This is a genomic window from Spirosoma lacussanchae (assembly GCF_005870035.1).
GTDB lineage: Bacteria > Bacteroidota > Bacteroidia > Cytophagales > Spirosomataceae > Spirosoma > Spirosoma lacussanchae.
This window is the reverse complement of record NZ_SWJG01000002.1, coordinates 282,034-303,040: the sequence shown is the minus strand read 5'-3', so window position 1 is coordinate 303,040 and position 21,007 is coordinate 282,034. Positions and strand designations below refer to the sequence as shown.

The following is a 21,007-nucleotide window of genomic DNA, read 5'->3' as shown; positions in this document are numbered from 1 at the left end:
AGTTGGATCGATGGAAATTAGGAATTCACAGACTTAAGAACACGGGCTGGGTTACCCGCCACGATGGTGTTGGGCGCAACGGATTTAGTCACGACCGAACCGGCGCCGACAATGGCTCCTTCGCCAATAGTGACCCCGCACAGAATCGTGACGCTCGACCCGATCGACGCGCCTTTTTTCACCCAGGTTTCTTCCATGGTCCAGTCGGCATCGGTCTGTATCGAACCGTCGGGGTTGGTAGCACGGGGGAAACGGTCATTGATAAACGTCACGTTATGCCCGAGAAATACGTTATCCTCGATATGGACGCCTTCGCAGATAAAACTATGGCTCGATATTTTACAGTTCTTGCCAATGGTAGCGCCCCGCTGAATTTCAACGAACGTGCCGATCTTGGACCCATCGTCGATCGTACAATGGTAGGCGTTTACAAAATCGTATATCTTGACGCCTTCGCCAACCTGCACCTGATTCAGCGAGCGTTTGGGCGAGTCTTCTGTCAGTGTAGTCATGTTACAGTTTAATTTCTTTCCCGTTTTGTTTGATCGACATTTCGGCGGCTTCGAGTACGCGGACGACCTCCAGGCCTTTGTGTCCATCTACTAACGGTTGTTGCCCGTGCAGGATTGCCCCCACGAAGTCGGCCGCCATATCGGCCAGCGCTTCCTTCGGCGACACTTTCGGGATAAACACATCGCCGGTTCGATAGTCGACCTGCTTGCGGTGTTTTTCCTGTTCCGACTCGTTGAGCTGGTAGCCCGTGTCGTAAATCCGGATTTTATCGGTTGGCTCCACATCGTCGTAAAGCACCATTTTCCGGTCACCCCCGATCAGGATCCGGCGTACCTTCAGCGGAGAAATCCAGGAGCAGGTAAAGTGAGCGATAAAATCGGACTGGTAATGCAGCGTCAGATAAGCAATATTTTCGATGCTATTGATGGCGTGGGCTTTACCGGTTGCCGTCAGGCTGTAGGGCTTCTCGCTGACCAGATGGAACAGAATCGAGATATCGTGCGGAGCCAGGTCCCAGATCACGTTGACATCGGACTGAAACAGGCCCAGGTTGATTCGGGTAGAGTCGAAATACTGGAGCTTGCCAAACTCGCCCGATTCGCAGAGCGATTTGATTTTCTGCACCGATCCCGTGTATAGAAACGTATGATCGACCATAACGACCAGGTTCCGCTGAGCCGCCAGCTCGATCAGCTCTTCGGCTTCGGCAACGCTGGCCGTAAACGGTTTCTCGACCAGTACATGCTTCCCCGCCAGCAGCGCCTGTTTAGCGAGTGTGTAATGCGAGAAGACGGGTGTGGCCAGCACGACTGCGTCGATAGCCGGATCGGCCAGCAGGTCGGCATAATCGTGGGTGCCGCTTACCGTTGGGTAGCTCTGCCGGGCTACGGCCAGCCGCTCGGCCCGCGGATCGCAGACGGTTTTAACGGTGCACTCTTTGGCGTTCATGAAGTTACGAAGCAGATTGACTCCCCAATATCCGTAACCGACCAGGCCAACTTGTATCATTCGATGTGACAATAAATAAGGTTAATAGGCTGCTCTTTTCGGCAGGCAGCGCTGCGTTATTTGCTCATCCCGATGAGCCGGGCTGCCTTGAACTGGATGGCCAACAGCCAGATTAAACAACCAACAATGACGACCTCCAGCACGTATTCGGCCACAGCCTTTACGGTGGTTAGATCGCTTAACGAACCGAACAACGGCATATCCATGCTCCACCAGAGGGGTGGCTGAACAACAACCGCCACGTTGAACAAAAGCAGGAACAGCAACTGGTTCCGGCTGGTCAGTGCAACAACGCCGAACAGCATGGGCATGATGTAGATATATGCGTAGTTGGCCAGCGAACTTTGCTGAACAATCATCATAAACGCGTACGTGCTGACCCATAAGGTTACAAAACCAGCCTCAAACCGCTGTCGGTTTCGGTAAGCCACGTAGCAGCCTACCGCCAGGATAGACACCAGCCCCACCCAGTTGAGCGATTTCTGACCCAGCGGGATAACAGGTCCCAGCAACGGCCGCAGAACGGTCCAGATATTCGGCGTCCGCGGATCGTTGGCCTGCTGAACGGGCTCCAGAAACTCAAGCCCCGCCAAACCATACATAATAGCTAGAGCTGGTAAACCAACTAGCAATAATCCGGCCACATACCGCAGCTTATTACGAACCAGAAAAAACACTGGTATGAGGGTCAGCACCAGAATCGCTTTGGTTACGACCATACCCAAACCCAGGACCAAGCCCACGGCCAGATCGTCCTGACGGCGACGCCAGGCCATCAGCGCCCATACGCCAAAGAGCCACATCAGTTCATCTTCCTGCCCGCTCAGCACCGATAGTACCATCGAGATGGGCAGCAGCAGGTACAGGATGGCTTTCTGGAACGGCTCGTCGGCCGGGCCCGGCAGGCTGCGGTAGTAGCGGAAGGTCAGCGCCAGCGTCAGCCCCTCCAGCAAAATCAGCAGCAGGGTAATAGCTTCCGGGCTGTACCAGATCAGCAGGGGGAGGGCGGTCAGATAAGCAAATAAAGGCGAGTAGGCCGAATCGAAATCGCGGTAAACGACCTTCATCTCGAGCGCTTCTTTCGAGGCCTCAAAAAACATGGGCACATCCGAACGTGCATTGTAGCCCAGCACGATGTACAACCCAATAAACGGAACGATGCGGAGCAGAAAGAAGGCAATACCCAAAGCGAGGGGCTGGCGGTTATAGGCGGGCGTAAGTGCCTGACGGTAATACCAGAACAGAACAAGCAACACGGATAACAGGAACGCAATAGCCGCTTTAGGAATGACTGACGACGGGAAATCTGGCATTGGTGGTTTGCTTGTACGCAACAAAACTAAGATAAAAGTACAGATCCATGACGAATTAATTATCTACCGTATGTTGTGTAAACGGTAGCGGTCTGGTTTGGCCGCTTTTCGTTCCCGGAGTCAATCCCTGCTTTCGGCACCCAAAAATCGGCATTCGGCCAAATTGATTTCCCGCCTAGAAAGGCTGTCATCACCTTTGGGGCATCAGTCCGATCACCAGATATACAACCCCATGAAAACGTTATTACTTGTTTTATACATCGCTTCGGCAACGGCCGCGCTGGCTCAGGTTCCCAGCGGAACAGGGCCGGGCAGTCCTGGCGGATTCGGCCGACCTGCCGATGAACGAACTCAGCGCCCTGCAGCTACCATTTCGGAATCTGATCCACTGCCCCGCGGCAACGGTAAAATTGTGGGTCTGCTCATGGACTCTACCACCAGCAAACCCGTTGAGTTTGCAACCATAGCCGTACTCAGCGCCCAGACCAACAAACCCGTTGACGGAACCACCACCGACGAAAAAGGCCGGTTCGCCCTGACCAAGCTGGCTCCCGGTCAGTACCGGCTTCAGTACTCCTTTATTGGTTACCGGGATAAACGGTCTGCGCTCATCACCGTTGAACGGGGTACCGACCTCAACCTGGGCATCATCAATATGGCCCCCGACATCCGCACGCTCAGCGAAGTAAACGTGGTAGGCCAGGCGGCCATGATCGAAGAAAAAGTAGACCGGCTCGTCTACAACGCCGATAAAGATATTACGGCCAAAGGGGGCGACGCCAGCGACGTGATGCGTAAGGTGCCCATGCTTTCGGTCGATCTGGATGGCAACGTGAGCCTGCGCGGCAGCAGCAACGTAACCGTACTGATCAACAACAAACCCAGCACGATCGTGGCCAGCAGCGTAGCCGATGCCCTCAAGCAGATTCCGGCCGATATGATCAAAACCGTAGAGGTCATTACCAGCCCCTCGGCCAAATACGACGCGGAAGGATCGGCGGGTATCATCAACATTGTGACCAAGAAAACGACGCTGCAGGGGGCTACCCTGAACGTCGACGGGGGCGTTGGTAACCGGGGAGCGCTGCTCGGCCTGAACGGCAACTACCGCACCGGCAAGATGGGCTTTTCGCTGAGTGGCTTTGGCCGGGCCGAGTATAATGTGCGTGGCGCCTTCAGCAACGACCAGACAACGGCTTCGCCTAATGGCACCATCCGTACGTTGCAGAGTGCCAGCACGCAGAACCAGCGCATCTTCGGCAACTATCAGCTGGGCTGGGATTACGACATTAACAAGAATACATCCCTGACAGCCAGCGTTCGCTACGGAGCCCGTAACGGACTGACGAGCCAGAACAACCTGCTTACCCAAACCTTTCTGCCCAGCGGTTTCTTCCCGATTAATAATCTGCGGAACGTAGACAGTAAAGATCTGTCGGGTACGGTCGATGCCAACGTAACGTATACCCGTACGTACAAGCCCCAGCAGGAGCTGAGCATCCTGGCCCTATACAGCCGGAACAATCGGACCAACAACTTCGTTGCAGACATCCTGAGCGGAGCCGACTTCCAGACCATTACGGCTCGCCAGCGGAACGACAACCAGAGCTACAACCAGGAATCGACCCTTCAGATCGACTACCAGGTGCCGGTCGGCAAAAACCAGCTCTTCGAACTCGGCGGCAAAGGTATTTTCCGGCAGGTCAACAGCGATTTCCAGTATCTGATTGCCGACGGACCTGACGCACCTTACGAGACGGACAACAGCCGTCGGGCCAACACCCTCTTCTACGATCAGCAAATTGCCGCGTCGTATCTGTCGTATACTTTGACGACCAAGAGCAAATTTACGATCAAAGCCGGGGCTCGTTATGAATATACCTTCATCGGCGCCCGGTTCAGCAACGAGCAGGGCGCCCCAGCCGCGTCGATCCCCGACTATGGCAATCTGGTTCCGAGCATTAACATCTCAAAGAACCTGGGCGGTGGTAAAATTATCAAGCTGGCCTACAACCGCCGAATTCAGCGGCCGGGCATTCAGTTCCTGAACCCGAACGTGAACACGGCCAATCCGACCAATATCACCACGGGTAACCCCTACCTCTCGCCCGAGCTGACCGACAACATCGAGCTGGGTACCAGTGCCAACATCAAAGGCATTTACCTGAACGCAACGGTTTTTGCCCGGCGTACCAATAACGAGATTACCGCCGTTCGGGATACGTCTACCCAGAGTTTCGGCGATCCGACTAACCCCGTTTTCCAGCAGGTCATTCGGACCGGCTACCAGAACGTCGGGCGGCAGGATGCCTTCGGTCTCAACCTGTTCGGCAACGCTACGTTGTTTTCGAAGTGGCAGCTTGGTGGCGGTGTCGATGTGTTCCATGTCAGCCTGACCAACAACAACAGCAACCCCATCTACGCAGCCTCTAACTCGGGCTGGATCGTGAGCGGTCGTCTGATGACCAGCCTGACCCTGAAGGGCGGCTGGGGGCTACAGGCCTTCGGCGGTATGCGGGGTCGGCAGGTGCAGCTCCAGGGCTACCAAAGCACCATGTATTTCTATAACGTAGGGGTCCGTAAAGATTTCAACCAGAAAAAGGCCAGCATCGGACTGGCTGCCGAAAACTTCCTGAACCATCCATTCGTACAGACCTCTGAACTGCGCTCGCCCATCCTGACGCAGAACAGCACCAACAGCTTCTACAACGCCGGGGTTCGGTTGACGTTCAGCTACAAAATTGGTAAAATGAGCTTCGACGCCCCGCAGAAACGTCGGCGGTCGATCGACAACGACGACATAAAAAGTGGCGAAGGGGGCGGCAACGACGGTCCGCAACAGGGCGGACCGGCCGGTGGCGGAGGGGGCGGTCGTCCAAGAAATTAGTGGATACAGGCCCGTATCGTTCAGCGCTGGCTAACGTACTCAGTACAAGCAATTAATTAGATAGGTTGACGGTAATCCCTTCTGCGCTGCGGGGGGGATTCCTTTTTTTTAGCCTGTTTGCGCGAAAGTTGCCGGGTCAATACTTGCGCAACATACCGGAAAGCACTACTTTTGCCCCACAATTCAGGAGACGCCAGTGTCGGATAGCGGTCGATTCCGCCTGATTTGTAATCAGGATGCGCAAGCGCGTCGGGGGTTCGAATCCCTCCACTGGCTCAAAAAAAGCACGTACAGCCTGGGCTGTACGTGCTTTTTTTATGTTCGCTCCGCCAGCGCGGGCGGTACCTGAAAGCTGCCTTTGTATACGGTATTCGGCCGCGTTATAGTGTCGTTGCCGGTTTGAGCAATTGCTTCCTGATTTTATCAGCCGCCGATAGATCCGTCAAGGTAATGTTCATCCGGTGGCGCATGGTGGGCGAAGCCGTCAAGATTTCCGTTGCCATCTGAATCAGCAGGGCGGCCGTTGCCGATCCGTTGGCTTTTCGGCGCGTGGGCCGCGCTGAAGTCGTAGCCGCACTGTGATGCATAGGTTTGCTGGCCGTGTAAGTCGATTCCATGTGTATGTTCTCTCGCAGTTGTTGTCTACTTAAGAACAAAATCCAGTCAAAATTCGTCCCATTTCTATTCAGCCTCTCATACAGCACAACCAATTGATTATCAAACTAATATATTCATATTTTTTCAAATTTCAGTAACAACAGGCCTACCCGGTAGAATGACCATTTTCATAGTATAGCCCGCAACAGCTCTGAGGAAAAGTTTACATAATTATGGACTCGCCAAACCATTCTGCCTGCCTGCTGTTTGACTTTACCAAACGGACTGGTTTGAGGACATACATTCAATACAGATAAACATGCGTCATACAGCGTGGATGTTTTTGCTGATTGCCATCGGGCTTTTGGGCTTTTGTGGCTACTGTACGGCCCTGCTGGATTGGGTGCAGGACGTTCGGACCGGCGCGTACATATTGAATTATCCGGAAGCGGTTCTGGAAACTTCGGCCCTGATTATGTATACGTATCTGTCGATTCGATTTTTTAGAAGCAAGCTATTTTCCTGATCGGTATGATACATCCGAATTTTAATGCCAGCTGCTGATAACCGGTTCAGGGCCAGTCAGTCAGTTTTCGCAGGATAAGTAAATGAATTTGTTCATATTGCAGCCATCTTCTATCAAGCAACTTGACTAGATTGGCCACACTCAACGTTACCATCACTATGCGCAACACTACCAATTAGCTGAAACCCGATTCACCGGTTTCAATCAGGCAATTTTTCAGGTGGGATACCGTATTATCCTACATGACTCGTTGTGCCTTCCGGTTTGGCGTACCGACACCAACCCTTCGGCAATCCACTTCGTACTCTAGGCAGCCAGGCTGTCCGGTTCGCCTGCGTGTGTATGACGCTTTTGTTTCATACAGCAAGCTATCCAGCCAATCGATCTGGATACTCCTGATCGGTTTCTTTTACGCCATGGCTGTGCTGGAAGTAGATCCTGGCGATCTGGGCGATGACTTTGGCGATGTGTACGACACCCATCTGTCAGTCACGTCAGAAAAGTCTCTTAAAGTTGTACCTGCCTTCTTCCCGGCTCCAGCAGCGTCAGATCAACCAGCTAGCCTCGTACGTCATTTGCCGATCGTGCAGGTTCCGGTTGTGTTTACTATCTACCAGCAATATCTGGTCCCCTGCCCGGCGTATTCATCTTCGCCATGCGGTCTGGCGTATATAGCCCAGATACGTCGACGCATCCTTATCTTAAAGCAGGCGCTTATGCGTCGACTGCGATACCGTTTCCCCTCTTCTGAACCGCAGGTAACCAGCACCTCCCACGGGGTAGTCTGGTACGGTTATACGTGTGATAACGTATATACCTATTCGTTCGTTCTTGCAAAATAAGTAACGACAGGTGACAAACATCCACTTTTAATTTATTAACGATGCCATTTTAGGGCCATACGTTAACTTAAACTTTTCAGTATCAGCACCGGCAGGTACTGTCACTAGTATGATTACTCAACGACATAAAAAGTATTCGCCTAAGCGCTTGACGTCGCGCCTTATGGCATATGGCCTTTTCGGACTACTTATGCCTGCCGATGTGGCGTCGGCTCACGGCCCCGATTCGTTACGACTTCCCCGGACGTTACCAACCTGGGCGCCCGTAATTCCCGTCGATTTAACGGGGAAACGGTCTACCCGGGTCAGCGTCGAAGCGGGCGGTTTTGTCTCATCGTCCGGCCTTACCCCGTTCTGGCTACAAACCAATCAGTTTGGCGTTGTTCCGGCCACGGCTCCGTCGGGCCTGCTGCGGGTCGGTATGCAGCAGACGTACCGGCAGGGAGCCAGCCCACGCAAAACCGATTGGGGTTACGGACTGGAAATAGCAGGGCAGGCGGGGTCGAGCCAGGGGGTGATTCTGGCCGAAGCTTACCTAAAGGCTCGACTGGGGGTGTTTGAAGTGTTTGGCGGACGGCGGAAACAAATAGTGGGTCTGGTGGAGAGCCCTCTCTCCTCGGGTTCTTTTATCTGGTCAGGCAATGCCTTACCCCTCCCCCGGGTGCAGGTTGGTATTCCTGACTACGCCCCTCTGGGCTTTACCGGAAACTGGCTGGCCGTAAAGGGCTTCTTTGCCCACGGCTGGTTTGGCGATGGGCGCTACGTACAGCGTTCGTATCTGCATCAGAAGGCGATCTTCCTGCGGTTGGGAAAAGACAGATCGCGGGTTCGGCTATACGGTGCCTTCAACCACCAGTCGCAGTGGGCCGGCTACGCCCCCTTCCTGGAGATGGATCCTGCCACGTCGTTCGGGGGTCAAATTGCCAATAGCCTCGATGCTTATCTCAACGTGGTTGTGCCGATGAAGACCGATGCCCTCAAGAACCTGTCGAAGTTTACCACCTACGATCAGAACCGGGTAGGCGACCATCGGGGAGCAGCCGAGCTGGCTCTGGAAGTAAAGGCCGGTAAGTGGTCCATACTGGCTTATCAGCAGCATTTCTACGAGCGGGGTCGTAAACTGCTCAACTTCCGCAATATTGAAGATGGTTTGTACGGGCTGCGGCTGCTAAACACCCGTAAGCAAGCCGCTGTTCAGGAATTCATCGTTGAGTTGTTCAACTCAGGAAACCAGGGCTACATGCAGTTCGGTCAGCATCTGGGCGGAGAACACGAAGAGTATTTTCTCAATGGTCAATACCCCGACAGCTGGTCGTACCGCGGCCGAACGATGGGTACCGCTTTCATCAGCCAGGCCCGCGATACGAACCCCGCCCTGCCCCGGCTTACGTTTGAAGGAACAACAGCCGATAACCAGCTTATCCAGGGTATTCACGGCATCAACAACAACCGCGTGTGGGCGCTGTATACGGGTATAAGCGGGAACCTGGGCGCACGCTGGGGCTACGTCGCCAAAGCGTCGTTCAGCCGGAACTACGGCACGCTTCACCTGCCCTTCCCGGCCGAAACGAACCAGCTCTCAACCATGGCTTCGCTGACCAAATCTATACGCTGGTTGAGCGGGTCGACCATGCTGCTGTCGGTTGGCTACGATCAGGGCAAGCTTTTAGCGAATCCGGTGCAGTACGGAGGATATCTCGGCTTACGAAAAGAATGGAGAATCCGCTCATGAAACACAACCTGCGCACGTCTATCTATACCTGGCTACTGCTCATGGCTGGCAGTTTGCTGAGTCACTGGCTCTATTACGACCTGATCAGCAACTGGTTCCAGACCCTCGGCAGACTGTACACCCAATCCGCTGACGGGCTGCGACTCAGCTGGCTATCGATCGGGCTGGCCCTGTGGCTGTGGGGCGGGCTGTCCTTCTGCAGAACAAAGTTCAGTCTTTACAAGGCCAAGACCCAGTAATCAACGGCAATTCAGTACGTACCTATTAGTTCATTTTTTTTCACTCAACACCAGCTATTCACATGATTTCTGCCTCAGCACCCAACGCCATCAAATTACCCAGTATCTCCGATCCGGTTGCTATCGACTTCATCACCTACCTGGAAGGGTACGGCAATTACACCCGGGTTTACCAGCAGGCCAAGTCGACACCCCTCGTCATCAGCCAGACCCTCAAATGGTTTGAAGATCAGCTCCCTGCCTTCATTCGCACGCATAAATCGATGATGGTTAACCCGAGTTACGTAGCCAACATCAGCCAGGGCGATGATGCGCGCACTATACGCCTGAAACTGGTCGACGGCTCCTGGATATCGGTGTCGCGTCGGCGGGCCGACCTCGTGCGCGGTAAGCTGACAACCCTCCGGCGCTAACGGCACCTGATTGAACCAGGGCAGCTGATTCAATAACCCGCTTCGTTTCGGCTGAAAACAAATATCCCCGGCACTGTTGGGTGCCGGGGATTACGGTGGATTACGAAATGAGGTCGCTTATTTGCTGGCTACCAGCTTCATCTCAACCGTGAAATCGTCATAGATAGCTTTGTCGCCAATGTTCTCGAAGAACGATTTCGACCCGTAACGGATGTCATACTTCGTACGGTCGAGCGTGGCTTTGCCGTTAGCCTCGATGGTGTTGCCGTTCATTTTAACCGTAGCCGGGAACGTCACGGCATTCGTAATGCCTTTGATGGTCATGTTACCGGTGATGTCGTAGGCGTTGGCCCCCTTCGGCGTCACTTTTGTGATTTTGAAGGTAGAAGTCGGAAATTTCGCCGTGTTGAAGAAATCTTCCGACTTCATGTGGCCGATGAACTTAGCGTTGTAACCAGGGTCGGTCAGGTCGGTACAGGTGATGCTGTTCATGTCGAAGTTGAACGTACCGCCTGTGATTTTGCCGCCATCAACGGTGAACGCACCGTTTTCCAGCTTAACCGCACCCGAGTGCTCACCGGTTACTTTCTTGCCATTCCAGTTCAGCACGCTTTTCTGGGTATCTACCTTAAACGTAGCAGGGGCTTTTTTAACGGGACCAACAAAGGCCGAGGTGGCAGCAACTACCGCAACGGCAACCATACCTGTCAGAAATTGACGAGTTTTCATAGAGATCACTTGTGTTAACTTGGTTGTATACTTGAATTGAAGGAAATACGTGTCAGGACCGCATTCGGTCCAGGAGATCGCTCAGCAGCACCGCTTCGTCTTCGGTTAGCTTGCACCGCTGGCTCTCGTCCCATTCAGTTAAATGCGCATCGATCCGTTTCAGGAGCGCCAGCCCCTGTTCAGTGATGACTACGTCTACAGCACGGCGGTCGCTCGGACATTCCGTCCGGAGTACGAGCCGCTTCAGCACCAGCTTATCGACCAGGCGCGATGCGTTCGACATCTTGTCGAGCATACGCTCCGTAATGTCGCTCACCTTGACCGGGTTAGGATGCTGACCGCGCAGGATACGCAGCACGTTGTATTGCTGCAACGTCAGACCAAACGGTTTTAATATACGGGTCTGGTTGTCAGCAATCCAGTTGCTGGTATAGATCAGATTCACCATCACCCGATGATAGGGTGTTTTAAACGGCGTTGTTTGTTTAATGTCGGTTTCAATTGACATGATGCAAATATAGTGCAATTACATTTAATGTAACAACATTAAATACAAAAAGTTTTTTTATCGATACGGTACGATTTGAGGAGCCGACAGGTCAAAGTCGCGGAACCGGAGCGCTGGCACCCCTTCAAAAGCCTGGCGGAAAGGCTGCCGGTTGTTCGGAATGTTGGGATAGTACGATAGCCGAATCTGGAAACTGGTAAACGTCAGGTTCTCGTTTCGGAGCCGGAAACCCAGGCCATACCCCTGGTACAAAGGGCCCCGCAGTAGCGAACGCCCCGGAAAACTGACCAGACCCAGATTGGCAAATGTGATAAACGCCACCCGAAAACCAATGACGCTGATGCGCGAGAAAAGAATGTTCTCGTAGTTGATCAGCATTCGTTTGGTGCCGCGCAGCGCATCGCTGTTGATTCCGATTCCGTCGGTATTGATTCCGCTTCCCGAACTGCTCAGCGATATGTACTCATTCTGAAACCGCCCGATGCCGGTCGTGAACCGGGTGTTGAAGAAATGTCGGGCGTTACCCCAGCGGGTTGCCAGCAACGGACTGAAATAGTTCGACTCCAGCGATACCACTCCCTGCTCAATACCCTGGCTCCGCGCGTAGCCGCCCAGGTTGACCAACCCATAGAGGTAACCGAGCCGTTTGACATACTGCCCGTGGGAGAAGTTGATACCGGTATACAGGCGTTTGCCCAGTTCGGCATTGTCGTACCCAATAATACCAGCCAGGGTTCCTCCTACGGGTACGTCTTCCGTTCGGCCGAAGCCGTAGATCAGCACGTCGCGGACGTACTTCCGGCGCGACACGCCGACGCTGAACAGGGTTGTGCGGCTGTTCTGATAAATCTGGTTCGTATCGGCCGTTACAGTGGGACGGTTGACGTACTCGTAGTTGGTGTTGCGCAGGGCCACAATCAGTCGGGTACGGCCTACCTCGTCGGGGTTCTGTGGCCCGTAGAACAGGCGGAACGACCGGCCAATCCAGACATCGGAATAATTATACCGCAGGGGAACCAGCAGGACGCTGTCGTTGCGGTCTACGATCCGGCTGTTGATCTGGGTGTGGTTGAGTTCGATCGATCCGGCGTATTTGGTATCGGGCGTCAGAAAGGGTCTGAACAAGCGTACGGCCGCCTGCTTCAGATCACGCAGGTACAGAAATTCGGCCTGGGCGGTCAGAAACGTTTTTCCGATGAACGGCACTGTGTAACGCCCACGGTACTCCAGCTTTTGGCGGGGATCCCGGCCAGCGTAGGCGACCTGGGCAAAAAACTGGTGACCCAGCCCTCTGAAATTACGCTGCTCAAAACCGACGTTGAAATTGTCGAGCCCCCCTACTCCACCCGTGGGCAGCAGCGACCAGACATCCTGAGTGATCACGTACACATCCACAAACTGACGGCTTCCCTCCCGGGGTAACACCAGAATCCGGGCATCGTGAAAAATACCCGAAGCGGTTGTCCGGAGCAGCCGTTCGTTATCGCGCAGCACGTTGGGATCAACGGCATCGCCTTCTTTGAACAGCAGGTACGATCGGCGGATAACGTTCTCACGGGTGTTGGTATGCAGTCGGTTGGCGGTTCGTTCGAGCCAGTTGCCGGGCTGTCGCAGCGTATCGTAGACCGACTGCCCGAATACACCCAGCCGCCGAATGTAGATGTCGCCGATAATCCGTCCCGCAAAGGGCAGGAACGGGTTTTCTTCGATCTGGTTGACCTCCCCGGTTCTTGACCGGCTGTTATAAACATCCCGAAAAACGGCATCGTAGAGCTGACGCGTGAGCCGACGCTTATACATACTTGTCTTGAGCCGGGTGTAGAAAACGCTGTCCCGCTGCTGCAGAATACTGTCGGCCATGACCATGGATCGGGTCGTTGCCAGCGAGTCGGCCGCCAGCACCCGTTTTGATTTCTGGCGGGTGCTGTCGATCTGCGCCTGTACGCTCAGGATACATCCGCACCAAAACAGCCCTGCCAGCCAGTATCGGCAGACCCGGAGGTAACTGTTTGCAACGGTGTTTTTCATGATGTTGAGGTACGTACAGTCTTTGGATAAAACCGCTCAGCTCTGGTTTAACGATGCATTGATCAGTATAGTAACGATTTTACGCGTCAATGATCTTAACGAGCCAGTAATCCCGCTGCCGCTCGGGGCCAAACTGGAAGTAGTGAAACCCGAATCGCTCGAATCCCATCCGCTGGTAGAAGCCCAGGGCCCGTTCGTTGCGCTCCCAAACGCCCAGCCACACCGCTTTGTAGCCCTGCTGCCGGGCCCAGTCGAGGCAGTAGTTCATCAGCAGGCGGCCCTGCCCCTGCCCGATCTGGCTGTTTAACAAATAGATCCGCTGAATCTCGACGGCCTGACCACGACTCCGGTACGGCAGGGGCATTCGGCGCGGGGGTGCATGTCGACGCAGTTTGGCGAAACCCACCGCGGAGCCATCCTGATCGGCGATGAAAAAAACCGACCGTTTATCGTTCAGTTCCGTGGCCAGCGTTTCGGGCGTCAGGGCTGACTGGATATAGGCGTCAACGACCGGCGCCGGGTTATGGGGCGGTCCAAAGGCTTCGCACATGGTAACGGCCGAGAGGTCAGCCAATAGAGCCGCGTCGGCAGCTGTAGCAGGACGGATAAACACGTCAGATAGGGTTTAGTGCGTATGATTTACGAATTTTGTCGATAAAAATAGCCATAATCACCTTGATGCGTCTACGCTATCCGCTGGTGCTGGCGTCGGGTTCGCCCCGTCGAAAGCAACTTATGACCGATGCCGGTTTTTCCTTTACGATCGAAACCCGTCCTACCGATGAGGTCTTTCCCGACACGATGCCGGCCAACGAGGTCGCCGAATACCTGGCCCGTCAGAAAGCAGAACAGTTTCTGCCGGACCTTGGCAACCGGCTCGTACTCTGCGCCGACACGGTCGTTATTCTGGACGGCCAGATCCTGAACAAACCCCAGGACGAAGCCGATGCCCGCCGTATGCTAAGCGCCCTCTCCGGACAGACCCACCGCGTCCGAACGGGTGTGGCCATCCTGAGTCCAGACGGGTTCGACTCATTTACGGACGAAACGACGGTTCAGTTTGCCGCCCTCACCGATGCCGAAATCAGCTACTACATCGACGTTTGCCAGCCCTTCGACAAAGCCGGGGCCTATGGAGCGCAGGACTTCATCGGCCTGGTCGGTATCGAGCGGCTCGACGGGTCGTTTTATACGGTAATGGGGTTGCCAACGCATCGCGTTTATCAGGCGCTGAAAGCGTTCATGATCTAAGCCCTACTCAACTACGACGTCGCGCTCCAGCGGCAGGGCATCGACCAGACCGGTACTCTGGAGCTGTTGATAGACCAGCCGATACCGACCGGCGGGCAGGGTTGACGGTATCGGAAACAGAACGGATGAGTCGGCCTGCGGCACCACCGTGTACTGATCGGCCGGGTTGGTCAGCGAAATGAACCGGAGCTGCGGCCTGACCGGACTGCTGGCAGCTGCTGCCACCTCGGCCACGGAGGTCTGGATAGCGTATGTTTTGCCGCGCCAAACAACCAGCGGTGTCGTAAACGGGGCGCTGGGCGTTAATAGCTGCCCGGCCGACGCAGCCGTTCCCGACTCAGCTATCCGCTGGATAAACAGCGTTCGGGCATCGCGGATAACAACGAGCCGGACCAGGGTGGCCGTCGGCTGATCGTCCTGAAAAAGCTGTGCGTAGTAATAACCGGGTTTCAGCTGGGGCGGGGTCCTGAACGCAGCGGCCGTTCGGCGAAAACCACTTACAACCAGCGGAGCCTGAAAGGTCTCGCCCGCAGCGTTGGTAAGCTTCAGACTAAGCCGACTGTCTTCGTATAGATTATAGCCTGTCAGAACAAACGATGCGCTATCGACCAGCACGGGGCTGGCCTCGGCCGACAGCCACACCCGGCCCTTCCGTACCGTCAGGGTCTGGGGTAGCGTAGCCGTGCGGCCATTTTCTTTGCGTACCGACACCGTATACTCGCCCGGATCGACAACATTATGCTCAACCAGCAGCGATAGCACCACAGCGCCATCGGTCTGTCGGGTCGACTGGCAGGTGCTGCCGGGACACAGGAAAAACTCACGTCGGCGGGCGGTTGCTACGTTGGTCAGCGTCAGGAAACCACAAGCGACACTATCCCGAAAATTATAGATCGGGAAACACAGGCTCGACGGCTCGGCTTCCATGCTCACCTCGCGGGGGCCCGTATAGGGAGCAAAGGCCATATCGCCGGCGGCTCTGGTCACAAACTGATAGGTAGCTGCTTTTTTGGTATCGCTCACGATCCGGAGCGTCTGCGTATCGAGCAGCCACTGATTTTTGTCATTGCTGAACAGCGACGAGTTGCCGTAATCGACGGTGGTGTTGGGCGTGAGCTGCAGGATCGGCACCACCCCCGTAGCGCTCAGACTAGCGGGAATCGTGACCACCACCCGGCGCAGATTCTGATCGATGCGGATATGGTCGGCCGGAATACCAGCCAGGGTCAGCCCGAGGAGCCGGGGCTCGCCGTTCGGCCCAAATCCAGGGTCTGGCGCTACGGCATCGGGCCCACAGCGGCTGAGCAGAATCAGCAGCAGCCCGGCCAGCAGGCCATGCAGCCAACGTAACGGTCGAGTCGGGTGGCCGTAAAACGTCCGTCCCATGGTAGTTTTCTTTTTATGCAATAGGATGATTTTTTCGGATAAAACCAAGTTTTCCTGAGCGTATAGTAGCATCAGGCCGCGTGGTATTTCCGTAAGTTTGCTTTACGTATTACCAGCTAACCCATGCAAACACTTCTTCACACGTTTATTTTTTCAATTTGTCTCTTCCTGACGGCACAGGCTCAGGTAGTTACCACCCAGCCCGCTTTTCCAACAGCCGACGCCGAGGTTACCCTGACCATCGATCTGAAATTAGCCACCGATAGCCGCGCCAAAGCCCTGCTCGGCAAAACGGACGACGTTTACCTCTGGTCAGGGGCAGGCACCTCCGAAACAGGCAATGCATTTGAATTTCAGCCAGCGGGCCAGACCAACTTCAGTGCCCCCTTCGCCCCCGGCAAAATGACCGCCCTCGGTAATGACCGCTGGCAGATCAAACTCGTACCGCGTACTTATTTCGGCGTTCCTTCGGGTCGCCCCATCCGGAAAATGGGCCTGCTGCTCAAAAGTGGCAACGGCCAGGCTCAGACCGAAGACCTGCAGGTCATTATTTATGATGACAGCTTCAACCTGTCGCGGCTCTCGCCCAACCAGAAAAACTTCTACGTCGACGCCAACCTTGACCTGCTCGTTCGGTACAAAACCTCCCGGCAGGCTACCTTCTCCCTGACCCTCGACGGTCAGCCCACACCCGCGCTCCCCACGGGCGACTCGGTACGAACCACGCTGAACGCCGGTACCCAGGCCGGCGTTCGTCGGATGGCCGTTCTGCGCGCCACCGCCACGGCTACCTCGGCCGAGTCGGCGGCCGATACGTTCTACTTTACCGTAAAGCCCCAGCCGACTATTGCCGCGCTCCCCTCGGGCCTGCAGGATGGCATCAACTATACAGCCGCCAACCGGGGCGAGACCAAAGTGACGCTGGTGCTGTACGCGCCGAAGAAAAGCTTTGTTTACCTGCTCGGCGAGTTCAACGACTGGACCATCAGCCCGGCTTACCTGATGAACCGCACCCCCGACGGCAACCGCTACTGGCTCGAGGTGTCGAACCTGCCCACCGGCGAAACCTCGTTTCAGTACCTGGTCGACGGCACCATCCCCGTGGGCGATCCGTATGCCGATAAGGTGCTGGATCGGAACAACGACCGGTTTATTACCCCGGCTACCTATCCCAACCTGAAACCCTTTCCCGAAAAAGCGCAGGGCAATGTCGTGTCGGTACTGCAGCCCGCCCAGGCTCCGTTTACCTTCACCACTAATTTTCAGCGGCCTGCCGTCAACACCCTGGTTGTTTACGAACTGCTCGTGCGCGACTTTTCGGCCAGTCAGACCTTCAAAGCCGTACAGGACAGCCTGCCTTACCTGAAACGGCTGGGTATCAACACCATTGAACTGATGCCGATCATGGAGTTCTCGGGCAACAACTCCTGGGGCTACAACCCCATCTATTACTTTGCCCCTGACAAAGCGTACGGCACCAAAAATGACCTGAAGCGGCTCATCGACGAAGCCCATAAACAGGGCATTGCGGTGGTGCTGGATATGGTGCTAAACCAGGCCGACTACGAGTTTCCGTACGTAAAAATGTACTGGGATGGCAACCGCCCCTCGGCCGACAGCCCCTTTTTCAACCAGCAGGCCACCCACCCCTTCAGCGTTTTCTTCGACTTCAACCACGAGAGCGCCGATACCAAAGCCTTCGTAGACCGGGTGTGCCGGTACTGGTTGCAGGACTATCGGTTCGATGGCTTCCGGTTCGACCTCTCCAAAGGATTCACGCAGAAAAACACGGGCGACAACGTCGGGGCCTGGGGGGCGTATGATGCCAGCCGGGTGGCCATCTGGAAACGAATCTATGATCAGATTCGCGCCGTTGACCCAACGGCCTACGTCATTCTTGAACACTTTGCCGAAAACACTGAAGAACGCGAACTGGCCGACTATGGCATGCTCTTCTGGGGCAACCACAACGGCGACTACCGGAGTGCGGCCCGCTCGGGGCAGGGTAATCTGTCGGGGATATCGTACCAGCAGCGCAACTTCCGGTCGCCGAACCTGATTGGCTATGCTGAAAGCCACGACGAAGAACGACTCATGTACGACCTGCGCCAGAATGGCCAGACCCAGGGCACCTATTCCATCAAAAACCTGCCCACCGCCCTCGACCGCTCCAAGCTGGCTGCGGCCTTCCTGCTAACCGTACCCGGCCCGAAAATGCTGTGGCAGTTTGGCGAGCTGGGCTACGATGCGTCCATCAACACCTGTCCCAACGGCTCCATCAGCGATGGCTGTCGCACCGATCCTAAACCCGTTCGGTGGAACTATTACCAGGAAGCCGATCGGCGGAAACTATATAATGTCTACGCCGAGCTGATCAAACTCAAAACCACCGTGCCGGCCTTTGCCAGTACCGACTTCTCCACCGATTTTGCCAACCCGGTTAAGCGGCTGACCCTGCGTAGCTCGTCGGGAACAGTTTTCCTGCTCGGCAACTTCGATACGCGCGCGCAAACGGTCAACGCCGGTTTCCCCTCGGCGGGTACCTGGTATCACTACTTCACCGGCCAACCGGTAACGATTACCGATGCCGAGCAATCCGTTACGCTGGAACCCGGCGCGTTTCATCTGTACACGACCAGCCGTCTGCCCACCCCACCGGCCGGGCTCGTCCCGTTCGCACTGGTTCCCAGCCCCGTAACGGCCAACGAACCCGACGCGTCGGGACAGATTACGGTCTCGCCGAACCCGGTCGACAACCAGATGGTTATTGACGTGACGAGTTCGTACAAAGGTTTGATAGAATTTAACCTCCTCAATGCGGGTGGCCGGTCAATCCAGACCGTGCGAAGCCAGAAGTCTGCCAGCCAGCTTCGGCAGTCGCTGGATCTGCACACCCTCCCCGCTGGCTCTTACCTGCTCCGTGTGCAGCAGGGCGACCGGCAACGAACCGTTACGGTATTGAAACGGTAAAAGAACGTCCTTTTCCGGGTTAGGCCCGTCATCGGGTGGCCCGGGCAGGACGGTATAACAGTCTATTACATGACCCGATTTGGTCTTTTTCTGGCGTGCTGGATGCTGGCTCTTACGGCGTCGGCTCAGGTTCGGGTAGAGGTGTCGGAGTATCCGGCGCTATCGCCAACGGCATCGGGCCTGTTCATTGCCGGCGATTTCAACAACTGGAACCCCGGCGACCCCCGCTTTGCGCTCCGTCGGCAGAACAACGGTACCTACGCCATCACCTTACCCGATACGCTGCGCCGGTTCGAGTACAAGTTTACCCAGGGTAACTGGTCGCTGACCGAGGGCGACAGCGAAGGCCGGGCCGTGGCCAACCGGATTTTTGAACGAACGCAGTCAGGCCCGGCTTTTATCCGGGTACGTATTGCAGGCTGGGAACAGAAACCCATGTACCGCTTTGTGGTAACGGGAGTACCAGCCAACACTCCGGAAGACGCCACGCTATACATTACCGGTTCGTTCAACCGCTGGAATCCGCACGATGCGCGTTATAAACTCCAGCGGCAAGCCGACGGCACCTTCCGCGTCACGGTCTACAGCGACGCCCCCCTGCTCGAGTACAAATTTACGCGGGGCAGTTGGGATGCGGTAGAAGGACGCGAATCGGGAAAATCGCGACCAAACCGAGCGGTAACCCGCACCGAAACCGGCAACCAGGACATTGAGGTTACGATTCAGAGCTGGGAAGACCTCACCAGCACATTCCAGTTTTACTCAGTATACGACCTGCTGATGCTATTTTCGTGTTTTCAGGGGCTATTGCTGCTTATTGCCATTCCGAGTATTCAAAACTACAACCGCGTTGCCAATCGCTGGCTGGTGGTCCTGATCGGCAGTTCATCGCTGTTCATTCTGCTGAAGGTTATCAGTGGCTACCGCGATGTGGCGCAGGCCTATACCAAACTCCTGCTGGTGCCGGACTTTATCTGGTTTCTGTACGCTCCGCTGTTCTATTTCTACATCCGCCGACTCCTGTTCGATGCGGGGCTGCCCAACCGGCGCTGGGCCTATCACTTTATTCCGGTGGCCATTCAGTTTCTGGCGTACCTGCCCTACTTCCTAATGGAGAGCAAAACCTTTCAGCTCCGGATTGTCAACCAGGACCCGGTGCTGCGGGGGCTGTTTCTGGTTACGGGTTTTCTCGCGCTGGTTTTCAACGCGGTTTACTGGCTGAGCTGCCGCCGAACCATCCGGGCCTACAAAACTCATTACCAGACCAGCGTATCGTACGAGCAAAACCTCGAATATTTAAACACGGTACTTATCATTCAGGCCGTTTGCCTGACTCTGTGGACCTTCCTGTACGGGTTGGTGCTGGTCAGCCGGCTAATGCCGTTCGATGTGCTGGTGCTGGCCGAAGGGAGCGTAGATACCATCTGGCTGGCCTTCTCGACCATCATTTATTTTCTGGGCTACGTGGCCGTTCATCAGCCGGAGATCTTCAAGATGCCCCAGCCCCGGCTGGCCGACGCGCCCCCCATCAGCTTTTTCGAGGACGTAGTACATCCCCTGCCCGAGCCCGCTGCTGAGCCCGCCGTCGGACAGGATAGTCTGCCGATACCCGTAGCCGCTGTCGATGCAGACCAGCGGCCTGGCTCCCATAAGCCCGCTTCGGCGTTCGATCTTCCTAAATACCGCGATACGCTGGAAACCTACATGCGAGACCATAAGCCCTACACGAATCCGAACCTGACCATCCATGAGCTGGCCAGCGGCCTGAAAATTCCTCCGCATGTGCTGTCAAAAGTCATCAATGAAGGCTTCGGCAAGAACTTCTTCGACTTCGTCAACCAATACCGGGTAGAGGAGTTCAAGCAACGAATGGACGACCCACGCAGTCGTCAGCACACCCTGCTCAGCCTGGCGTTTGAGGTAGGGTTCAACTCCAAATCGGCCTTCAATCGGGCCTTTAAAAAGCTAACCCACCAAACGCCGAAAGACTATTTTCAGATGGCCAGCGAAGAGCAGCCTCTGTAATACAAATCAGATCAATATTGCCCAATTTTATCGGCTGACT

17 protein-coding genes and 1 tRNA gene are annotated in these 21,007 nt (G+C 55.4%); 9 read left to right on the top strand and 9 right to left on the bottom strand.

The window, feature by feature from the left end; all coding sequences use genetic code 11:
• Positions 1–17: 17 nt before the first annotated feature.
• The 3 genes from FBR45_RS26820 to FBR45_RS11645 are packed head-to-tail and all read right to left on the bottom strand — an operon-like array spanning position 18 to position 2,834.
• A complete protein-coding gene (locus tag FBR45_RS26820; RefSeq protein ID WP_138502464.1) occupies positions 18–512 on the bottom strand; it encodes an acyltransferase in 495 nt (164 codons plus the stop codon).
• 1 nt (position 513) lies between these two features.
• Complete coding sequence (locus FBR45_RS11650; RefSeq protein WP_138502462.1) at positions 514–1,521, bottom strand: Gfo/Idh/MocA family protein; 1,008 nt, start codon at positions 1,519–1,521, stop codon at positions 514–516.
• 56 nt (positions 1,522–1,577) lie between these two features.
• Positions 1,578–2,834 (bottom strand): hypothetical protein, encoded by a 1,257-nt coding sequence (locus FBR45_RS11645; protein ID WP_138502460.1) that lies wholly within the window; start codon positions 2,832–2,834, stop codon positions 1,578–1,580.
• Positions 2,835–3,066: 232 nt separating this feature from the next.
• Here FBR45_RS11645 and FBR45_RS11640 point away from each other — a divergent pair, with 232 nt between their 5' ends.
• Together FBR45_RS11640 and FBR45_RS11635 are read left to right on the top strand one after the other, a co-directional pair.
• The gene (locus FBR45_RS11640) at positions 3,067–5,721 is read left to right on the top strand and encodes a TonB-dependent receptor domain-containing protein (protein ID WP_138502458.1); all 2,655 of its coding nucleotides are present in this window, start codon (positions 3,067–3,069) and stop codon (positions 5,719–5,721) included.
• A 192-nt stretch (positions 5,722–5,913) separates the two neighbouring features.
• Positions 5,914–5,997: transfer RNA gene (locus FBR45_RS11635), tRNA-Thr, on the top strand.
• Positions 5,998–6,101: 104 nt separating this feature from the next.
• Here FBR45_RS11635 and FBR45_RS11630 read toward each other — a convergent pair.
• Complete coding sequence (locus FBR45_RS11630) at positions 6,102–6,338, bottom strand: hypothetical protein (RefSeq protein WP_246082212.1); 237 nt, start codon at positions 6,336–6,338, stop codon at positions 6,102–6,104.
• 844 nt (positions 6,339–7,182) lie between these two features.
• Between FBR45_RS11630 and FBR45_RS11625 the strand changes: the two genes are divergently transcribed.
• The 4 genes from FBR45_RS11625 (at position 7,183) to FBR45_RS11610 (ending at position 10,070) form a co-directional block, all read left to right on the top strand.
• Positions 7,183–7,686: a hypothetical protein gene (locus FBR45_RS11625; RefSeq protein ID WP_138502456.1), complete on the top strand. Its 504-nt coding sequence runs from the start codon at positions 7,183–7,185 to the stop codon at positions 7,684–7,686.
• A 163-nt stretch (positions 7,687–7,849) separates the two neighbouring features.
• Positions 7,850–9,418, top strand: a complete 1,569-nt coding sequence (locus FBR45_RS11620) for a capsule assembly Wzi family protein (protein ID WP_138502454.1) — start codon at positions 7,850–7,852, stop codon at positions 9,416–9,418.
• A complete protein-coding gene (locus FBR45_RS11615) occupies positions 9,400–9,657 on the top strand; it encodes a hypothetical protein (RefSeq protein ID WP_171044876.1) in 258 nt (85 codons plus the stop codon). Before FBR45_RS11620 ends, FBR45_RS11615 begins: the two co-directional genes overlap by 19 nt.
• Before the next feature lie 62 nt (positions 9,658–9,719).
• Positions 9,720–10,070, top strand: coding sequence for a LytTR family DNA-binding domain-containing protein (locus tag FBR45_RS11610; RefSeq protein WP_138502450.1), 351 nt, complete (start codon positions 9,720–9,722; stop codon positions 10,068–10,070).
• Between the two features lie 117 nt (positions 10,071–10,187).
• Here FBR45_RS11610 and FBR45_RS11605 read toward each other — a convergent pair whose 3' ends face one another.
• The 4 genes from FBR45_RS11605 to FBR45_RS11590 form a co-directional block, all read right to left on the bottom strand.
• Entirely contained in the window at positions 10,188–10,799 is a 612-nt protein-coding gene (locus tag FBR45_RS11605; protein ID WP_138502448.1) for a YceI family protein, read from the bottom strand.
• A gap of 52 nt (positions 10,800–10,851) precedes the next feature.
• Complete coding sequence (locus FBR45_RS11600) at positions 10,852–11,307, bottom strand: MarR family winged helix-turn-helix transcriptional regulator (RefSeq protein ID WP_077921180.1); 456 nt, start codon at positions 11,305–11,307, stop codon at positions 10,852–10,854.
• A 57-nt stretch (positions 11,308–11,364) separates the two neighbouring features.
• Entirely contained in the window at positions 11,365–13,173 is a 1,809-nt protein-coding gene (locus FBR45_RS11595) for a BamA/TamA family outer membrane protein (protein ID WP_246082229.1), read from the bottom strand.
• A gap of 241 nt (positions 13,174–13,414) precedes the next feature.
• Positions 13,415–13,948 (bottom strand): GNAT family N-acetyltransferase, encoded by a 534-nt coding sequence (locus FBR45_RS11590; RefSeq protein WP_138502446.1) that lies wholly within the window; start codon positions 13,946–13,948, stop codon positions 13,415–13,417.
• Between the two features lie 65 nt (positions 13,949–14,013).
• Here FBR45_RS11590 and FBR45_RS11585 point away from each other — a divergent pair, with 65 nt between their 5' ends.
• Complete coding sequence (locus tag FBR45_RS11585) at positions 14,014–14,586, top strand: Maf family protein (RefSeq protein WP_138502444.1); 573 nt, start codon at positions 14,014–14,016, stop codon at positions 14,584–14,586.
• A 3-nt stretch (positions 14,587–14,589) separates the two neighbouring features.
• Here the strand turns inward: FBR45_RS11585 and FBR45_RS11580 are convergent, their stop codons facing one another.
• On the bottom strand, positions 14,590–15,972 hold the full coding sequence (locus FBR45_RS11580) for a hypothetical protein (RefSeq protein WP_138502442.1): 1,383 nt from the start codon (positions 15,970–15,972) through the stop codon (positions 14,590–14,592).
• A 123-nt stretch (positions 15,973–16,095) separates the two neighbouring features.
• On the opposite strand from FBR45_RS11580, the gene FBR45_RS11575 reads away from it, so the two are divergent.
• Positions 16,096–18,942 carry an alpha-amylase family glycosyl hydrolase gene (locus FBR45_RS11575; protein WP_138502440.1) on the top strand — a complete coding sequence of 949 codons (2,847 nt, stop codon included), beginning with the start codon at positions 16,096–16,098 and terminating at the stop codon, positions 18,940–18,942.
• A gap of 69 nt (positions 18,943–19,011) precedes the next feature.
• Positions 19,012–20,967: a helix-turn-helix domain-containing protein gene (locus tag FBR45_RS11570; RefSeq protein WP_138502438.1), complete on the top strand. Its 1,956-nt coding sequence runs from the start codon at positions 19,012–19,014 to the stop codon at positions 20,965–20,967.
• The last annotated feature ends 40 nt before the right edge of the window (positions 20,968–21,007 follow it).